Raw genomic sequence first — 17,952 nt, forward strand, 5'->3', positions numbered from 1 at the left:
TTCATAACTTTAAGAAAAATTTGAAACCTTGCATTCTCGCACCTATAAAACTTATGACTATCTTTGTTCTTCAAAACTTTGGATTCACTTCACCTTGAGATATTTCATCGAATTTGCTTACAACGGCAAAAATTATCACGGCTGGCAACAACAACCTAACGCTCCTTCTGTACAAGAAACGCTGGGCAAGGCTATTTCTGTCCTGCTTCGAAGCACTGTTGAAATTACAGGTGCCGGAAGAACAGACACGGGTGTTCATGCCAAACAGATGTTTGCTCATTTTGATACCGATATTTCTTTTGAAGCCGATATTTTTAAAAACAAGCTGAATTCGTATCTCCCAAAAGATATTGCCATTATCAAAATCCATACGGTTACTGATGATGCGCATACCCGATTTGATGCGGTAAAAAGAACATATGAATACCACATCACTAACGTAAAAGACGTTTTTGAAGAGCCTTTAAGCTGGTATTGCCATCATAATCTTGATGTGGAAAAAATGAACCAGGCTGCAAATATCCTTTTTGAATTCGACGATTTCCAATGTTTTTCAAAAGTAAATACGGATGTAAAGACCTTCCAATGTAAAATCATGGAAGCGAATTGGACAAAAACAGGAAATAAACTGGTTTTTACCGTTACTGCCGACCGTTTCCTTCGCAATATGGTACGCGCCATTGTAGGAACACTGGTAAATGTTGGCATGGGCAAATTAAGTCTGGACGATTTCAGAAAAATCATTGAAAGTAAAAACCGAAATGAAGCCGGAGCTTCTGCCCCAGCCCACGGTTTGTTTCTAACCAAAGTAGAATATCCTTATATTTGTGGCACTATGCCGCTGACAAAAAATAGCCTCGAGAAAAAGAAATGAAAGCATCAGATACCAAGATATTCAGGCGAATAATGGAGTACACCAAACCGTACAAAACCCGATATTATTGGGTTATTTTCTTTGCGGTTACTTTATCTGTTTTCGCTGCACTCCGTCCTTTTTTGCTAAAACGGACTGTTGACAATTACATACAACCGGAAGACGCTACCGGTCTGTTATTTTTTATTTTATTAATGGGCTCCGCCCTGATTGTTGAAGTAATTTCCCAATTTTATTTCGTTTTCCTTGCCAATTGGCTCGGACAGGACATTATCAGAGATATCCGGGTAAAACTCTTCGGACACATGATGAGTTTTAAAATGAAATATTTTGACAATGAACCGGTCGGGAAATTAGTAACCCGTTCTGTATTCGACATCGAATCCATTTCAAAAATTTTCAGCCAGGGATTATTTATGATTATAAGTGACCTCTTGAAAATGGTAGTTGTATTGCTTTTTATGTTCTACATGAACTGGAAACTCACAATTATCGTAATGTGTGCTATGCCTATTCTGGTGTATGCTACGCGTGTTTTCCAGAAAAAAATGCAGGTGGCTTTTGAAGAAGTAAGAACACAGATTGCCAACCTGAATACTTTTGTTCAGGAACGCGTTACCGGAATGAAAATCGTACAGCTTTTTTCCAGAGAAGACATAGAATACGAAAAATTTAAGGTAATCAATGACAAGCACAAAAAAGCCTGGGTCAAAAACGTTTGGTACAACTCCATATTCTTTCCTATTGCCGATATTGTTTCTTCTATCTCTTTAGGATTGGTTGTTTGGTATGGCGGAATGAATATCCTGGCAGGCAACGGAACGACAACTTTTGGAGATTTGTTCTCTTACACCATGTTTATCGGAATGCTTTATAACCCATTGCGCCAGATTGCGGATAAATTCAATGAGATGCAAATGGGAATGATTGCGGCAAATCGTGTTTTTGAAGTTTTGGATATGGAAGGACATATTCAGGACAAAGGAAAAGTTACTGCACCTACATTTAAAGGCAATATCGATTTCAACAATGTACATTTTAGCTATACCAACAAGGAAGAAGTTCTAAAAGGTATCAATATTCATGTCAAGGAAGGAGAAACTATCGCAATAGTTGGAGCTACCGGAGCAGGAAAATCTACAATTATAAATCTGCTCAACCGTTTTTATGAAATTAACGGAGGCGAAATATTGATTGACGGTACCAACATAAAAGACTTTACGCTAAAAAGCCTTCGCAACCAGATTGCCGTAGTGCTTCAGGATGTGTTTCTTTTTGCCGATACTATCCATAACAACATCACGCTTGAACATCCGGATATTTCAAGAGAAGACGTTATTAAGGCAGCAAAAGAAATTGGCGTGCATGATTTTATAATGACATTGCCACATGGTTATGATTATAACGTAAAAGAACGTGGTGTAATGCTTTCTTCTGGACAGCGACAGCTTATTGCTTTCTTAAGGGCTTTTGTCAGCAATCCGAGTATATTGATTCTTGATGAAGCAACTTCATCTATCGACTCGTATTCAGAAGATCTGATTCAGAGAGCTACAGAAACTATTACCAAAGGCAGAACTTCTATCGTAATCGCTCACCGATTGGCAACTATTGTGAATGCTGACAAGATTATTGTTATGGAAAAAGGAAATGTCGTTGAGCAAGGAACGCATTACGAACTAATCAACAAGGCAGAAGGTTACTATAAAAACCTATACTATTCTCAATTTGCAGTTGAGAGCTAATACAATATTCATGAAACTATTTTTCAAGCTTCTTTTTGTTGTAATTATTCTTGAAATAATTATTTCCATTTCATGCACCTATATTATTCAAGAATCTTCAAGTCGGTTTTTAGTCAATCTGTCCAATCTAATTATTATTTTCCTGAGCTTTCCTGTCTATCTGATAGACAAAAGCTATCCGTTTTATGCTGATGGCTCTGCAAACTTCGGTTTTATGCTCGTTTTGATAAATGTTTTGCTGCAAACATTAATCCTGTTTGCTTTTATAAGAATTACCACAAAAAAGAAAAATTAATACTAACAGCGGTTGTGGAAACTTTGCAACAGCTAAACTTTTCCATAACCAAATAATTAGTTATTTTCGTACTCTTAAATAACAAGAAAAAATTACATTCTAATGAAATACGATATCATTGTTTTAGGAAGCGGACCTGGAGGTTATGTAACAGCCATCAGAGCATCGCAATTAGGCTTTAAAGTTGCCATTATCGAAAAAGAAAATCTAGGTGGTATCTGCTTGAACTGGGGATGTATCCCAACGAAAGCGTTATTAAAATCAGCACAGGTTTTTGATTACCTAAAACATGCTTCTGACTACGGTTTGACTGTTGAAAAATTTGACAAGGATTTTAATGCTGTTATTTCACGTTCACGCGGTGTTGCTGACGGAATGAGCAAAGGTATCCAATTCTTGATGAAGAAAAACAAGATTGATGTTATTGAAGGTACCGGAAAAGTAAAACCTGGAAAAAAGATTGATGTTGTTGGTAAAGATGGAAAAACGGCAGAATATTCTGCAGACCATATTATTATTGCGACTGGAGCACGTTCACGCGAATTGCCTAACCTTCCACAAGATGGTAAAAAAGTAATTGGCTACCGTCAGGCTATGTCATTATCTGAACAGCCAAAATCAATGATTGTTGTTGGTTCTGGAGCTATCGGAGTTGAGTTTGCACATTTCTACAACGCTATGGGAACTGAAGTTACCATTGTTGAGTTTATGCCAAACATCGTTCCGGTTGAAGACGAAGATATCTCAAAACAATTTGAGCGTTCTTTGAAAAAAGCAGGTATCAAAATCATGACTAACGCTTCTGTTGAAAAAGTAGATACTTCTGGAAATGGCGTAAAAGCTACTGTAAAGACTTCAAAAGGAGAAGAAATCCTTGAGGCTGAAATCGTGCTTTCTGCGGTTGGAATCAAATCTAACATTGAAAATATAGGACTTGAAGAAGTTGGAATTGCAACAGACAGAGATAAAATTGTAGTTAACTCTTATTACCAGACTAACATTCCTGGTTATTATGCTATTGGTGACGTAGTTCCTGGACAGGCATTGGCTCACGTAGCTTCTGCAGAAGGAATCCTTTGTGTTGAAAAAATTGCTGGCCTACATGTAGAGCCAATCGATTACGGAAACGTTCCAGGCTGTACATATGCTACTCCTGAAATTGCTTCTGTAGGTTTGACAGAAAAACAAGCACGTGAAAAAGGTTATGAATTAAAAATTGGTAAGTTTCCTTTCTCTGCTTCAGGTAAGGCAAAAGCTGCCGGAACTCCTGATGGTTTCGTAAAAGTTATTTTTGATGCTAAATATGGCGAATGGTTAGGCTGCCACATGATTGGTTCTGGTGTAACCGATATGATTGCTGAAGCAGTCGTAGCAAGAAAATTAGAAACTACAGGTCATGAAATCATCAAGTCAATCCATCCTCACCCAACAATGAGCGAGGCTATTATGGAAGCTGCTGCTGATGCTTATGGCGAAGTGATACATTTATAAGATTTAGGACTGCAGATTTTAGATTTTTGATTTAAGATTTGCAGGAATGATAAATAAAAAAAACCGTTTTGGATTTCAAAACGGTTTTTTTTATGAATCTATTTTGATTTAGGATTTTAGATTTTTGATTTGGGTTTCGTAAATAAAAAATCTGTATGAATCCTGTAATCTGTGGCAAATACGATTTCTGATTTTTGATTTCTGATTTACGCTTACAGCTTTCTGCCTACTACTATCTGATTTGCTTTGATTAATAAAGTAAAAAGTTTATTCCTACGTTGAAGGAGTTTCTTATATTCACAATAGTATCATCATATCTATTATATTTAAAAATTTCAGCCATACCGCCTTGTCCTTCATATTCAATAAAAACCTTAAACTTGTCCGATACCGGAATCTTTACGCCTATTCCGAATGCAAGACCACCATCTACATTATTAAAACTTTGCTTTATATCAGTATCAAATCTCGTATCTTTTGCATTCACCAAAAAGCCTATGTACGGGCCAAAGTTTAGGTACCAGTTCTTTTTGTTACCAAAATGCCAGCTTGCCATTACAGGAACAGTAAGATAATCTAAATTGATATCTGTTCTTGCATATCGTGAAACGGGATCAAATCGATCAGTAACCTCTATAAGATCATTATCCCAACCTTTTCTGTCGTAAATCAATTTTGCTTTAAGACTCCAGCTATTAGAAAAATAATAATCAGCTGATGCTCCTAAATTAAAACCTATACTCGGATCAGCCGAATCGTATGTTGTACTGGCATTAGAAGAGTTCAATCCAATATTAAGTCCTAGTTCTATTTTCCCTTTGTTTTGTGCGGAAGAAGTAACAATAAAGCCAAAAATAGCCATCGAAGTAATTAGTACTCTTTTCATAAAGTTTGTTTTTACACAAACTTAGAAAATTAATTAGAATCTAGTGTTAAAGATTTGAGGTTTGAGATTTTTGATTTGCAGAAAGAATAAATAAAAAAAACGTTTTGGATTTCAAAACGTTTTTTATGAATGCTATTTGAGATTTTGGGTTTTGGGGCTTTTAACAATATTAAACTGTTTTTAAGGCTTCTATCAGCAAGTCGATGTCTTCCTGTGTATTAAAATGGCTGAATGATATTCTTAAGCTGGGCTTTTTCAAGTCTTCTTCCGAAAGCATTTCTTTTAATACGTGTGATGGTTTGATGCTTCCGGATTGGCAGGCACTTCCTCTGGAAACAGCTATTCCTTTCATATCAAGACTAAAAAGAATCATAGACGTCTTTTCATCAGAAAAAGGAAATAAGACATTGATGATATTGTAAAATCCTTCCGGATTGCCATTTATTTTAAAATCTGGGAATTCGATTTTTAATTTTTCAACAAAATAATCCTTTAGGTTTTGGATATGTTTTCTTTCCAACTCTAAATTTTCATAAGAAACTTCAAGAGCTTTTGCCATACCGGCAATATTATGGACAGCTTCTGTTCCGGCACGAAGTCCTTTTTCTTGCTCGCCGCCACAAATCATCGGGTTTATGCCTGGATTTTTTCTTATAAAAGCAAATCCTATGCCTTTAGGTCCATGAAATTTATGAGCGCTGGCAACAATAAAATCGACTTCTGCCTCTTGGAGATTCATTTCTGTCTTTCCTACAGACTGTACCGTATCCGAATGGAAATAAGCCTTGTATTGCTTGCATAACCTGGCTACTTTTTCTATATCTAAAACGGTTCCTGTCTCATTATTCACATGCATTAAGGCTACTAATGTAGACTTACCCTCAGACAGCAGTTCTACCAAATGATTGATAGCTATTTCGCCATTGGATTTCAGATTGACAAAATCTACTTCAATACCATATTCAGCCTGTAAGGCCAAAACCGTATTGAGTACGGCATGGTGCTCAATCTTGCTCGTGATGATTCTTTTTACTTTTAAATCTTTTACTGCCGAACGAAGAATCCAGTTGTTTGCTTCGGTTCCGCCGGAAGTAAATATAATTTCTTGTGCCGATGCATTTAACTGCTTGGCAATCGATTTTCTTGAAGATTCCAGTATGTTCTTAGCTGACCGACCAAAACTATGCGTTGAGGACGGATTTCCATATTCTTCCTGCAAAACATGGGCTATTTCCTCAATAACTTCAGGTCGTAACGCTGTTGTGGAAGCATTGTCTAAATATACTTTTTTCATGATGCAAAAATCGGGATATAAAATGAATTACACATCTTTCGCCAGTAGTTCTTTTGCTTTCAGTTTGAAGATGTGCTTGCTGTTAAAAATAATAATCGACAGCAGAATTAAGGAATAGGCAATGATTTGAAACGTAGTAATGTCTTCCTTGTAATAAAAAATAGCAAGGAAAAAATTAATCAGCGGATTGATATAAAGCAATATTCCTACTGTTGACGAATTGACTCCTTTCAGTGCATATAAGTTCAGGAAAAGTGGAATGATTGTAAACAAAACCACAATGATAACCAGATAAAAATAGAAGTTAAAGGCCGTTGGAACTTCAGAACTATAAAACGGATAGAAAGGCAATAAGATAATTGCTGTCGTGGTTAGCTGTAAGGTAAGTAACAGAAACTTGTCGATCGCCGTGTTTTTTCTTTGTGAAACCAAATACAAAGCATACGTAGCTGCCACAATCAGACTGTAAAAAATATCCATAAAATGATTAAAAGACAATAACAGGCAGCTAAAAACGCTCAATCCTACGGCTGTCCATTGCCATTTATTTAATTTTTCCTTTAGTATAAAATAGGCAAAAACAGTCGTGAGTATCGGGCAGACCAGATAAGCAAACGAAGCCGCCTTTACGCTAACATGGTTCATTACATAAATAAAGAAAAACCAGTTGGCTGATAATAGCAACGAACCTCCTAAAGTAAGGAGTACAGCATTTCTTTTTTGAGTAGCCGACATCAGCTTGAAATTTTCCTTCGTTTCTCTTAATGTCTTTTTTCTAAAAAGAAGATTAATTCCCATCATGAGAACGACACACAGAAATACTCTGTAAAATAAAATATCCAATGACGGATACAGATGCAAAGGCTTTAAAGCCAAGCTGAAAAATCCCCAGATTGTAAAGGCTGTAATGGCTGCCAGATAGTATTTTGAAAGTCTCATGAGAAGTAAAAAATCCGAAGCAAATGTAGGGAATATATCTGCTTCGGATTCGTTATTATGAATTCATTAAGAATAAATTAATGGGCTCCTTCGGCTTCAATTGCATCAACGTCAATATTCTGTCTTTTCAGTATTCCTTTTACGGCAATCGCAAAGAAAGTAAGGTATGAGAAACAGATTACCGGTATTACATACGAAGCGTGGATTCCGATAATATCGGATAGTTTTCCTTGTATTGGCGGAATAATTCCTCCACCTAGAATCATCATTACCAAAAAGGCAGAACCTTGTGCTGTATATTTTCCAAGACCTGTAATTGATAATGTAAAAATAGATGGCCACATAATACTACATGCCAATCCTCCTGCAAGGAAAGCATAAATTGCAACTGTTCCGGTAGAGAATAATCCTACCAGCATTGCAATAACGCCCATCAGTCCAAACAAGATCAATGTTCTGGCCGGTTTGTTTTTGCTTAGGAAGAAAACCAAAATCTGCAATAATACGCAGATTACATAATAGTATAGTGATGACATATCCTGCTGTGCCAATGTATTTACACCGATGATAACCGAAAAAGCAATTAATGGAACAATAATCAGGGCTAGTTTTCTTTTGCTTGCAGTCAGGTTAAAAACGCTGATAGCTCCTGCCCAACGGCCAATCATCAAACTTCCCCAATACATAGAGATATAAGGTGCAATTTCAGACGATTGGAAACTTCCAAATTCAGGCAGTTTTAACAGTTCTCCCAAGTTACTTCCTACAGCAACCTCAACTCCTACATAGGTAAAGATAGCCAGCATTCCTAAAACTAACTGCGGGTATTTCATAGCGCCCCAGCCATCATTTTTCTTTTGTGCACTGCGGTTAGCGAATAAAAGTCCGCCCACGATCACTAACAAAGCTCCACCCAACCAATACATCCTGTATTTTTCAAGCGGATGTCTGATTTCCTGAATTTCTTTATGTTGTGGTTCTACGCTTAATTCTAATACTTTGATTTCGCTTTTGATTGCTTCAGAAGCGAAATTTTTTTCTTCTTCAGAAAGTACCTTGTCTTTTTTAATCTTTACCAGATTATCGCTTAACTTTTTGATGTCTTTCGTTATCGGTTCGATTGACTTTTCAATTTCAACTATCTTTTTTGCTTCCGGTGAATTATAGCTGTTAAAAACAGGTGCAAACATTGTTGCCAAAAGACCGGTCATGATAATCAAAGTCGTCATGGCTTTATTTGCTTTTTCCATCGGCTCGTTTGAAATTCCGGATGGAAGTTTTTTCGAGAAAAAGAAAACGCTTGCTGCTATTAAGAATAAGATTCCTACTCCAACATATAACAGGATTACTTTATCTAAACCTAATCCTTTAATCTGGTCATCGCTAACTGCTGCTGCTGTTCCGAATAGGGCGAAACCTACAATAATTGGCCCGATTGTCGTTCCAAAGGAATTAATTCCACCCGCTAAATTCTGACGGCTGGTACCTGTTTTCGGATCACCTAGCAAAACAGCAAAAGGATTTGCCGCTGTTTGTTGTAATGAGAAACCTAAGGCAACAATAAACAATCCTACTAGCATTCCTGCATATACATTCGCTTCAACTGCAACTATCATAGCTCCGGCTCCTAATGCTGAAAACAACAATCCGTACACTATACTTCTTTTATATCCCCATTTGCCTACCAGGTCTTTTCCGTTTATGGCTCCAAAGATAAAAAGCAGGAGCGCACCCAGATAATAAGCGGTATAGAAAGCAAAATCAATCAGCTGTGATTGAAATTGGTCTAATGAAAAATAGTTTTTACAGAAAGGAATAAAGATGCTGTTTCCGGCAGCAATAAATCCCCAGAAAAAAAACACTGTAATTAGTGTATACAGCGCAGGATAATTTGTTTTAGTTTCTGAACTCATTTATTAAGATAGTTTAGTTAAAGCAATAAAAAATAGGATTCTATTTAATAAAAACAATTAATTTTTGATAAATATACATTTATATGAAAACACCTGGCAACAGATTATAATTTAGTTATTAACGAAAACGATTTCTTAAGTCGTTTTTTAATCAAAATACAACGTTTGCGTAACTTTTTTCACAAAGTTTTTCTTATTCTGACTTTTTTATTTCGGATCGGGGACCTATCCCGTTATTGTTGAAAGCCTCGATCTGAAAATAGTAAGTATCTGAGCGGTCTAATCCGCTGAAATAGTATTCATTTTTGCCATATACCATTATCGAACCGTATAGTTTTTCAGGCGATTTTCCAAAATAGATAACATATCCATCTGCATTAGGTTCTTGTTGCCATTTGAACCAGACGCTTCTCCTCTCTCCTTTTTTCCTGGCTTCGGCTCGTAACGGAACAAAATCTTGCACCGCATTGGGCTTTGGCCCTGCTCCTTTTCCAAAAACCCTAAAGCCGCTTATGGCAAACTTTCCTGTTGGCATCTGGATGTTTTCTAATTTCAGATATCGGGCAATTACCGGTTTTTCTAATTCAATATAATCATGTGGCACGTCTTTGGTGTTTTTGCTTTTATCGACGGCTATTTTCCAATTCTTGCCATCGTTTGAGGAATAAATAATATACTTATGTCCTGTTGTTGTTTCCGGCTTGCCCATCAGCTCCACGTCCTGATCGGCATAGTTAATTTGTATGGCGTTGATTGTGGATTTTTCTCCCAAATCAGAAATCAGATATTCGCCTTTTGCCGCAGTTTTAGCCGACCAATACGTCTTTATATCTTCATCATTGCTAAAATTAGGCTGAAAGCCTCCCAAAGTAGAAGAAACCTGAACCGGTTTGTTGTAATTTAAAAGCATCCATCCTGAGAAATTTGCATCCAGATGGTTCTTTTTCTGTGACGGAAGAAAAGTCGGATAATCGCCATAAGCCGTATTCGAATATAATACATTATCTTCATCAAAACCGGCAGGCCAGATTCCTATTCTTCTTTCAAAATTATTCTTTGTCGAAATTACAATTGTAGACACATGCCAATAGTCATTATTGGTATCCTGATACGTGGCTCCATGCCCGGCTCCTCTTGCAAATCCACCCGGCTTATAGGAAAACGGATTATGGGATTGGTATTCAAATGGTCCTAACGGATTTGATCCCACATAAACACCATCTGCATAACCGCTAAATTCGGTTCCCGGTGCTCCGTATTGCAGATAGTATTTGTTTTTATATTTCGTCATAAAAGCACCTTCGGTAAAAGGTTGCAGGAAAGTATTGTCGTTATATTCGCCAAATCGTTCCCAGCCATGTTCATCGTCATTAAGCGCCAAAACCGGAACCCTTTCGCCTTCAGGCTGGAAGGTTTTTCGGTTTAGTTTCACGCCATATAGCGGATACAAATTACTCGATCCGTAATACATATAAACCTCATCTTTTTCCTTATCCCAAAAGATTTGCGGATCCCATGCTCCTGCTTCTGATTTATGTACGAGTTCTTTCCAATCATCTGTTTTTGGATTTTTGCTCATCCATAGCGGAAATTCTTTAGTATGCGTCGAACCGATAACCAATAGCGTATCATTTACAAAGGATAGCGATGGCGCACAGAGTTCATCATAAACCTTATGCTCAGGACGGAGAAATTTTCTGGATATGAATTTCCAATCGAGCATATCAGAACTGTGCCAATAGCCCCATTGGTTGGTTGAGAACAGATAGTATTCTCCTTTAAAATTTGTGATTACCGGATCGGCTGTTGCACGATGTTTGCCTTGTGTTACAAAATTTGGAATCGGGCAATATCCATAATCTATATTGATAGGGTTACAATACGTTTTTTGTTGCGAGAAACCTTGCCCTGAAACGAGCAAGATTCCCACAAGACTTACTGCTTTAGTTACTTTCTTTAAATTTTGTCTTTTAAAAAAAATCATTTCATAGTTTACTTTACCGGAAAGATGCTGATTGCTGTCCCGCCACCAGCTGCCATATTTAACTTCAATTTGCTTTTAGAAGTCACGTCAATCGTCTTGATTTCATAATTGATTGGGTTTTTCTCCCAATGGGCTGTCTTTCCGTCTTGATAAATAATAGCCTTATATTTTTTTCCAGGTGTTAGGAAGTCTAGTGAAATTGTAGTATTTCTAGGATTCTCGTCTGTAATTGCACCAACAAACCAGTTTTCACTTCCTTTGGCTTTTCTGGCAACCGTCAAATAATCGCCCGGTTCTGCTTCCAGATATTTACTTTCGTCCCAGTCTGCTGCAACATCTTTGATAAATTGGAAAGCATCTGCATATCTTTCATAATTCTCTGGCAGGTCGCAAGCCATTTGCAATGGTGAATACATCGTAACATAGAGTGCCAATTGTTTGGCAAGCGTTGTATGTACCTGTTCTGTCTTACTAGGATCATAATGACTCATCTTGATTTCGAAAACGCCCGGCGTATAATCCATTGGCCCTCCTAAAAGACGTGTAAAAGGAAGAATAGTTTCATGTGTTGGCGGATTTCCGTTACTCCAACCGTTGAATTCGTTTCCTCTTGCAGCTTCAGCAGCAATATAGTTTGGCCATGTTCTGCTTACACCAGTAGGACGTGATGATTCATGAGAATTGACCATAATTTTATATTCTGCCGCTCTTTGCGGAACATAATTGAAATGATTCACCATACTCTGTCCGTCATGGAATTCGCCTCTTGGGATAATTCTTCCAACATAGCCAGTTTTTACTGCCGGATAGCCGTATTTTTTCATTACATTCAAGGCTCTGTCCAGACGTCTTTCATAATTAGCAACAGAACCTGAAGTTTCATGGTGCATAATCATCTTTACATTTTTTGACTTGGCATAATCGCTGATTTCTTGTATATTAAAATCCGGATATGGTGTTGTGAAGTCAAAAACTTCTTCTTTCCAATTTCCAAACCAATCTTCCCAACCTACGTTCCATCCTTCAACCAATACACCGTCAAAACCATGCTTGGCAGCAAAATCGATATAACGTTTTGTGTTTTCTGTAGTAGCGCCATGAGGCTTCTTACCTACGCTTTTTTGAGATGCATCTTGCGTACCGCTCAAATCCCATGTTGAAACACCCACATGCATTTCCCACCAAACGCCTACATATTTCATAGGCTTAATCCATGAGGTATCATCTATTTTGGATGGTTCATTCAGGTTTAAGATCATTTTTGAGCTGACAATAGCTCTTGCATCATTACTTACCATAATCGTACGCCATGGAGAAACTGCCGGAGTTTGCAAATAGGCTTTATCACCTATAGCGTTAGGCACCAAATGCGATTTTATTTTATAGTTAGAGGTAGTAACATCCAAATGCATTACCGGATAATTGACTACGGCTGCTTCAAAAATATTAAGATAAAGGCCATCTGCCGATTTCATCATCAATGGCGATTGAACGACATAACGTCCTCCGATAGATTTTACGGCTATACCATTGTTCAGGTTTAATTTGTCGTTATCAATTTCTGATAATTTTGTCTCGTTGTACACATATTCCTGGCTATCATAATCACCCGGAATCCAAAAAGTCTTATGGTTTCCTGTCAGGTTAAATTCTGTTTTTTCATCAGAAATGATAAAATAATTCAGCTTGTCCTGTTTTGGAAATTCATATCTAAAGGCAACTCCTTCGTTGTATACTTTGAAAACGATGTCCAGTTTTCTTCCCGTAGCTTTCTGTACCAATGAAAAAATGGCCTGATTGTATTTATTGCGAATCACGGACTGTTCGCCAAGTACCGGTTTCCAGCTTTCGTCAACGCTTTTGTTTTGGGTATTTGTTATTTCAAATCCTGAATCTAATGCTTCCGTATCTTTCAAAGTAATTCCCAACAGACTTTCTTTTATGACAGGCTTGTTTTGGTAGGTTACTGAGTAAGACGGTTGTCCATTAGCTGTTAATTTAAAAGCGACAGTAATTTCTTTAGATGGAGATTGGACTGTTTGTGCATTTAAAAATCCTGCGAATACGAGAAGGCATAGGGTAAAGATGTTTTTCATAATGTAAAAATTTCGCTAAAGGTAGCTAATCGGTTTTAGAAAAAAACCCTTTAGAGAAACCTAAAGGGCTTTTTAAAACTCACAAAAAAAATTATTTAACTAACTCAAACTCTAATTTCATGTCTGTCGCCGATGTACCGCCGACAAAGATTTCAAAATCTCCAGGCTCAGCAGCAAATTGCATGTCAATTCCGTAGAATTTCAAGTCTTCGGAAGAAATTTCGAATTCAACCGTTTTCTTTTCTCCTTTTTTCAAGAAGATTTTCTGAAAGCCTTTTAATTCTTTTACCGGTCTGGTTACAGATCCTACTTTATCACGAATATATAGTTGAACTACTTCTTCTCCATCATAATTTCCTGTATTGCCCACCTCAACTGTAACTTTTAATTTTTGATTGAAGTTGATTTTAGGTGAAGAAATTTTGAAGTTAGAATAGGTGAAGTTTGTATAGCTTAGTCCATAACCGAATTCATATAAAGGAGAATTATCTACATCAATATAGCGTGATTTGTATTTTTGTTCGTTGTCTGCTTTTCCTAAATACGGACGTCCGGTACTTTTATGGTTGTAATACAATGGAATCTGTCCTACATTTCTAGGGAAAGTCATTGGCAGTTTCCCGCTTGGGTTGCTGATTCCATAAAGCGTTTGTGCAATTGCATCACCACCTCTTGTTCCAGGCCACCAGGCTTCAATAATAGCATCCATGTTTTGGTCTTCCCATTCTAATGTCAGAGGTCGTCCGTTTAGCAACACCAAAACAATTGGCTTGCCCAGTTTTTTTAATTCTGCCAGAAATTCTTTTTGGATTCCAGGCAGGTCAATATTGGTACGTGAAGCGGCCTCTCCTGTCATATTTTCAAATTCGCCCATGACGGCAACGATAACGTCTGCTTTTTTTGCATTGTCGATAGCAGCCTGCATCATGTCTCTTTTTTTATCCAGAATTTCAACACCTTTTGCAAAACTGATCTTGCTTTTGTCTGTGATGATCTTGTTTACTCCTTCTTCAACGCTAACGGCAAATCCGTGTCTGTCGCCTGATGCCGCCCAAGAACCAATAATATTGTATTCATCACTAATTAACGGTCCAACAAATGCTACTTTTTGTTCTTTTTTCAACGGAAGTGTATTGTTGTTGTTTTTAAGCAATACCAGTGATTTGTTTGCCACATCCAAAGCAGCATCCAAATATTCTTTTTTATAGGTTACTTCCTTTTCTCTTTTGGCATCATTGTATCGGTATGGATCTTCAAACAAGCCTAAATCGTATTTTGCATCGAGTATTCTTCGGCAGGCATCATTAATTTGGGCTTCGGTAACTTTTCCTTCTGATAATGATTTTTTAAGGTTCTTCATGTAGATTCCGCCAACCATGTCCATGTCAACACCTGCATTCAGAGCCAATTCGCCCGCGTGTTTTTCATCTTTTGCATAGCCGTGAGGTATCATTTCGTTCATTCCCGTATAATCGGTTACGACAAAGCCGTCAAATTTCCATTCGTCTTTTAGAATTCCATTAACCAGGAATTTATTTCCGGTAGCCGGAACTCCTGAAATTTCATTGAAGGAAGTCATAAAAGTCCTGACTCCGGCATCAACAGTAGCTTTGAATGGCGGCAGATAAACTTCTCTTAGCATTCTTTCTGACATGTCTACTGTATTGTAATCGCGTCCGGCTTCGGCAGCTCCATAAGCTGCAAAGTGTTTTGTACAGGCTAAAATGGTGTTGATTGCCGAAAGATCATTTCCCTGATAACCTCTCACACGGGCAATTGCTAATTTTGAGCCTAGATATGTATCTTCTCCGGCACCTTCGGATACTCTTCCCCAACGCGGATCGCGGGAAATATCTACCATTGGAGAAAACGTCCAGTGAACGCCGCCGGCAGCTGCTTCGGCAGCAGAAATTTTCGCTGCTAACTCAACAGCATTCAAATCCCATGAAGCCGATTCTCCCAAAGTAATCGGGAAAATAGTTTTATAACCGTGGATCACATCATATCCAAAGAGCAATGGTATTTTGAGCCTTGAATTGTCAAGATTCATCTTTTGGAGTTCGGCTGTATATTTAACGGTAGTCGCATTCAATATGGAACCTACATTTCCTTTTTTGATTTGTTCGATAAAATTATCTCCGGCAGCTGGCCCGGTTATGGTCCCGTCAGCTGTAAACTGCACCAGCTGCCCAATTTTTTCATCAATTGTCATCTTAGCCATCAGTTCTGAAATAAACTCTTTCTTTGGCTTGATTTGGCTCTTCTTTTTATCTTTCTGGGCATTAGCAGTAAGCGAAACCGCTAATAATAGCAATATTGTTTTAAATTTCATTATGATATTTATTTAGGGAAATTTGTTTATTGTTTGTGCTGTTTCATCATCCAGTCATAAATTTCTTTGTTGTCATATACTCTGCTCCAACTATCGTGATTGGCATCATCGAAAATGGTCAGTTGGATGTCTCTACTGCATGTTTTTAATTTCTTGTAAATGGCTATGGAATAATTAACATCTACAACATCGTCTACCAGTCCGTGGAAAATGCGTGTGGGAATATCTTTAATCTTACAATTTTCCATCATGGGCACTCGGTCTACAAATCCTGCAATAGGCACGAGTGCAGCAAACAGTTCAGGATATGCAAAGGCCAGATTCCAGGCACCCCAGGCCCCCATACTCAAGCCTGTGAGATAGATTCTGTCCGAATCGATATTATTTTCTTTTTGAATTTTTTGTATCAATTTATATAAGACTTCTGCATTCCAATATTCATTTTCAGGACATTGTGGTGCCAGAACGTAACTATCTAATTCATTACTTTTTAAATATTTGAAAGGGCCGTGTATTTTTACCTTTTCAATGTCTGAGCCTCTTTCTCCTGAACCGTGAAGAAAAACAATCAGCGGTTTCTTTCCTTTTGTATTTTTTGGAATGTGCAAGGCATAATTCAATTCACTTTTTGTAATGATTTCGGCAGTAATGGTTCCGGTAATATCTTTTTGCGCAAAAGAGATACCGGATACCAATAAGCCTAATAAAGCCAGCTTTATTTTCATTTTTTAAAATCCATATTTTCCGGAATGAAATCCAAGATTTACCAAACCTTGACGTACTTCCGGAGCATTCATAAATAAATTCCAAAGCAATCCTGAACGGTAATTTTCTAACATAACAACTATAGGTCCTTGGTCAATAGCCAGATATCTTTTGGCTGTCCAACCATAATGTTTGCTGTGTGCATCATAAAATCCGGCAGGTCCCCATAATTGCCCGCTGTAGTTCTCATAAAAATTACGCATTGCCGCCAGCGATTCTGCCGGAGTATACACAATTGAACTTATAGCGGCCGTAGGCGATATAATTCCTAAGTCATTGCTAGGCATGTGCGCATTATAACCAATACTTCCGTCTGCATTTCTGGAATAAGAAGCGGTCAATCCCCAATAATTTGGGCCGTATCCTTCAAAATTTCCCGGATTTTCGACACAGTACTTGTAATTGATTTTTGTATGATTGACATTGACATCCCAATAATTAGCATACTGGTCTGTTAATTGCTTGGGATCTAATCCCAAATAAGAATAGTGCGCCCAAAAAAGCGGCCCTCCTGCCTGTTCGGCTCCGTTATGCTTTAACAATAAAGGAATTCCATATTTTGTTGCGGCAGAAACGATTCCTCCATTTCTTGCCCATCCTTTATGATAGGCCGCCGGAGTTATGGAATGTGTTGGTGAGGCGCTGGCCAGGACATACGTAATCAGGCATTCGTTATAGCCTTCTAAAGGAAAGTTCATTTCCCACGCATAATCAGGCGACCAGTGCCAATACAAGACATCCTGATTGTTTCTATACCAATTCCAATCTACGCCTTTCCATAAATTGTCAAATTTTTGAGCCAACGCTTTTTCTTCGGCAGTACCGTCTTTGAAAAACTCACGCACGCAAATTATTCCCTGACATAGGAAAGCGGTTTCTACCAGGTCACCGCCATTGTCTTTTTGTCCAAATGGTTTCACACGACCGGTAGTTCCGTCCATCCAATGAGGCCATGCACCGTGAAAACGGTCCGCATTGGCAAGAAAATCTGCAATTGTATTCAATCGGGATACTGCTTCGCTTCTCGAAACATAATTTCTGGAAGTTGCTGCAATTATTGACATCAGTCCAAAACCGGAACCTCCGGTCGTAACGATGTTAGAATCATTTTCCGGATAATTACCATCCGGATGGTATCTTTCTCTTGCCAGTTTTGAGTTTGGCTCGGCAAAATCCCAGAAATATTTAAATGTTTGTTTTTCGACCACATCCACTAATTCATCATCAGTCAAAGGCGTTGGCGTTGCAGGTGTGGACGAATCGTCTCCTTTTGAAGACGATTCGTTTGAACCACAACTTGCAAATATTAAGAATATGAAAAATAAGTATTTCATCAAT

13 protein-coding genes are annotated in these 17,952 nt (G+C 37.8%); 4 read left to right on the forward strand and 9 right to left on the reverse strand.

Annotated elements, in window-relative coordinates; genetic code table 11:
• The first annotated feature begins 94 nt into the window (after positions 1-94).
• The 4 genes from truA (at position 95) to lpdA (ending at position 4,405) form a co-directional block, all read left to right on the forward strand.
• Entirely contained in the window at positions 95-874 is a 780-nt protein-coding gene (gene truA / locus ABH942_RS01000) for a tRNA pseudouridine(38-40) synthase TruA (protein WP_370029431.1), read from the forward strand.
• Complete coding sequence (locus ABH942_RS01005; protein WP_370029079.1) at positions 871-2,619, forward strand: ABC transporter ATP-binding protein; 1,749 nt, start codon at positions 871-873, stop codon at positions 2,617-2,619. The genes truA and ABH942_RS01005 overlap by 4 nt, the downstream gene beginning before the upstream one ends.
• 10 nt (positions 2,620-2,629) lie before the next feature.
• Complete coding sequence (locus ABH942_RS01010; protein ID WP_370029081.1) at positions 2,630-2,914, forward strand: hypothetical protein; 285 nt, start codon at positions 2,630-2,632, stop codon at positions 2,912-2,914.
• A 102-nt stretch (positions 2,915-3,016) separates the two neighbouring features.
• Entirely contained in the window at positions 3,017-4,405 is a 1,389-nt protein-coding gene (gene lpdA, locus ABH942_RS01015) for a dihydrolipoyl dehydrogenase (RefSeq protein ID WP_370029083.1), read from the forward strand.
• A 250-nt stretch (positions 4,406-4,655) separates the two neighbouring features.
• On the opposite strand, the gene ABH942_RS01020 is transcribed toward lpdA, so the two are convergent.
• The 9 genes from ABH942_RS01020 to ABH942_RS01060 all read right to left on the reverse strand — a co-directional run bounded on the left by ABH942_RS01020 (position 4,656) and on the right by ABH942_RS01060 (position 17,948).
• A complete protein-coding gene (locus tag ABH942_RS01020; RefSeq protein ID WP_370029085.1) occupies positions 4,656-5,291 on the reverse strand; it encodes a porin family protein in 636 nt (211 codons plus the stop codon).
• Between the two features lie 169 nt (positions 5,292-5,460).
• Positions 5,461-6,585: a cysteine desulfurase family protein gene (locus tag ABH942_RS01025; RefSeq protein WP_370029087.1), complete on the reverse strand. Its 1,125-nt coding sequence runs from the start codon at positions 6,583-6,585 to the stop codon at positions 5,461-5,463.
• Positions 6,586-6,612: 27 nt separating this feature from the next.
• Positions 6,613-7,524 (reverse strand): EamA family transporter, encoded by a 912-nt coding sequence (locus ABH942_RS01030; RefSeq protein WP_370029089.1) that lies wholly within the window; start codon positions 7,522-7,524, stop codon positions 6,613-6,615.
• Positions 7,525-7,601: 77 nt separating this feature from the next.
• The gene (locus tag ABH942_RS01035; RefSeq protein WP_370029091.1) at positions 7,602-9,437 is read right to left on the reverse strand and encodes an MFS transporter; all 1,836 of its coding nucleotides are present in this window, start codon (positions 9,435-9,437) and stop codon (positions 7,602-7,604) included.
• A 193-nt stretch (positions 9,438-9,630) separates the two neighbouring features.
• Positions 9,631-11,421 (reverse strand): discoidin domain-containing protein, encoded by a 1,791-nt coding sequence (locus ABH942_RS01040; protein WP_370029092.1) that lies wholly within the window; start codon positions 11,419-11,421, stop codon positions 9,631-9,633.
• An 8-nt stretch (positions 11,422-11,429) separates the two neighbouring features.
• Entirely contained in the window at positions 11,430-13,517 is a 2,088-nt protein-coding gene (locus tag ABH942_RS01045; protein ID WP_370029094.1) for a glycoside hydrolase family 97 protein, read from the reverse strand.
• Positions 13,518-13,608: 91 nt separating this feature from the next.
• Entirely contained in the window at positions 13,609-15,849 is a 2,241-nt protein-coding gene (gene bglX, locus ABH942_RS01050; RefSeq protein WP_370029096.1) for a beta-glucosidase BglX, read from the reverse strand.
• A gap of 26 nt (positions 15,850-15,875) precedes the next feature.
• On the reverse strand, positions 15,876-16,574 hold the full coding sequence (locus ABH942_RS01055) for a prolyl oligopeptidase family serine peptidase (RefSeq protein WP_370029098.1): 699 nt from the start codon (positions 16,572-16,574) through the stop codon (positions 15,876-15,878).
• Positions 16,575-16,577: 3 nt separating this feature from the next.
• Positions 16,578-17,948 carry a glucoamylase family protein gene (locus ABH942_RS01060; RefSeq protein WP_370029100.1) on the reverse strand — a complete coding sequence of 457 codons (1,371 nt, stop codon included), beginning with the start codon at positions 17,946-17,948 and terminating at the stop codon, positions 16,578-16,580.
• Positions 17,949-17,952 lie beyond the last annotated feature (4 nt).

The organism is Flavobacterium sp. 28YEA47A (genome assembly GCF_041262125.1).
Taxonomy (GTDB): Bacteria; Bacteroidota; Bacteroidia; order Flavobacteriales; family Flavobacteriaceae; genus Flavobacterium.